This is a genomic window from Streptomyces sp. NPDC047002 (assembly GCF_040704505.1).
Taxonomy (GTDB): domain Bacteria; phylum Actinomycetota; class Actinomycetes; order Streptomycetales; family Streptomycetaceae; genus Streptomyces.
Map to the genome: position 1 here is coordinate 1 of NZ_JBEYWC010000063.1, position 1,315 is coordinate 1,315.

The 1,315-nt window shown below is 67.4% G+C and carries 1 protein-coding gene; it reads left to right on the top strand.

Annotated features, from left to right (window positions below):
• Window positions 1-1,302: class II 3-deoxy-7-phosphoheptulonate synthase (locus AB0910_RS30900; protein ID WP_366747975.1), on the top strand; the 1,302-nt coding region annotated here is incomplete at its 5' end.
• Window positions 1,303-1,315: the final 13 nt, after the last annotated feature.

Consider the following 1,315-nt stretch of genomic DNA (forward strand, 5'->3'; position numbering starts at 1 on the left):
CTTCCCGCTGCGCAGCAGCCGTCGTATCCGGATCAGGAGGCGCTGCGTGCGGTGGTGGCGGAGCTTGAGGCGTGTCCGCCGCTCGTGTTCGCCGGTGAGTGTGATCTGCTGCGCACCCGGCTCGCGGCCGTCGCCAGGGGTGAGGCGTTCCTGCTGCAGGGCGGTGACTGCGCGGAGGCGTTCGACGCGGTGTCGGCCGAGCACATCAGGGCCAAGCTGAAGACGCTGCTGCAGATGAGTGCCGTGCTGACCTATGCCGCCTCGGTGCCGGTGGTGAAGGTCGGCAGGATCGCCGGGCAGTACTCCAAGCCGCGTTCCAAGGACACCGAGACGCGTGACGGGGTGACGCTGCCGAGTTATCGCGGGGACTCCGTCAACGGGTTCGCGTTCGAGGAGGCCTCCCGGGTGCCCGACCCGGCGCGCCTGACGCGGATGTATCACGCGTCCGCCTCGACCCTGAACCTGGTGCGTGCGTTCACCACCGGCGGTTACGCCGATCTGCGTCAGGTGCATGCCTGGAACCAGGACTTCGTGAAGTCCTCGCCGGCCGGGCAGCGTTACGAGCAGCTGGCGCGTGAGATCGACAATGCGCTGAACTTCATGAAGGCGTGCGGCACGGATCCGGCGGAGTTCAAGTCGGTGGAGTTCTACTCCTCGCACGAGGCGCTGCTTTTGGACTACGAGTCGGCGCTGACGCGTACCGACTCGCGCACGGGCGAGCTCTACAACACCTCGGGTCACATGGTGTGGATCGGTGAGCGCACCCGCCAGCTCGACGGTGCGCACATCGAGTTCGCCTCGCGGATCCGCAACCCGCTCGGGGTCAAGCTGGGCCCGAAGACGACGGTGGACGAGGCGCTGGGCTACATCGAGCGGCTCGATCCGGATCGTGAGCCCGGGCGGCTGACGTTCGTGGTGCGCATGGGTGCGGACAAGGTGCGGGACAGGCTGCCGGAGCTGGTGGAGAAGGTCACTGCTTCGGGTGCGACGGTCGCCTGGGTGACGGATCCGATGCACGGCAACACCTTCGAGGCGGCCTCCGGGCACAAGACCCGCCGTTTCGACGATGTCCTGGACGAGGTGAAGGGCTTCTTCGAGGTCCACAAGAGCCTCGGTACCCACCCGGGCGGGATCCACGTGGAGCTGACCGGCGACGATGTCACCGAGTGCGTGGGCGGCGGCGACGAGATCTTCGTCGACGACCTCCACCAGCGCTACGAGACCGCCTGCGACCCCAGACTCAACCGCAGCCAATCCCTCGACCTGGCCTTCCTCGTCGCCGAGATGTACCGCGACCAGTAACGCCACCACACGG